This is a genomic window from Undibacterium sp. JH2W (assembly GCF_049340425.1).
Taxonomy (GTDB): Bacteria; Pseudomonadota; Gammaproteobacteria; order Burkholderiales; family Burkholderiaceae_D; genus Undibacterium.
In genome coordinates this window covers 1-255 of sequence record NZ_JBMPOT010000103.1, presented here as the reverse complement: position 1 = coordinate 255, position 255 = coordinate 1, and the positions used below count along the sequence as shown (strand labels likewise).

Here is a 255-nt window from a genome sequence, read left to right as displayed (position 1 = left end):
AAACCGTCAGAAATGGTCACTGCAACTGTGTCGCTTGCACCGCTGTCTGTTGCCAGGTTGGCGCTGATTGTTGCTTGGCCGATGGCATTGGAGTTGGTGTCACCATGTTTGATGGTGATGGCTGCTGTTTGACCAACTGTCAGGTTGTTCAGTGTGAATACGTCTGTACCAGCTGTTGGTGTGTTGTTTGGTACACCAGCTGTGTTGGAGACGTTGCGCACCAATACGCCTGTGACGTCTGGCAGTTTGGCGAAG

General features: G+C 52.2%; 1 protein-coding gene. It reads right to left on the bottom strand.

Translation table 11 applies throughout. The annotated features are described in order from the left end of the window. Positions 1 to 255: hypothetical protein (locus ACO0LC_RS29310; RefSeq protein ID WP_423009807.1), on the bottom strand; the 255-nt coding region annotated here is incomplete at both ends.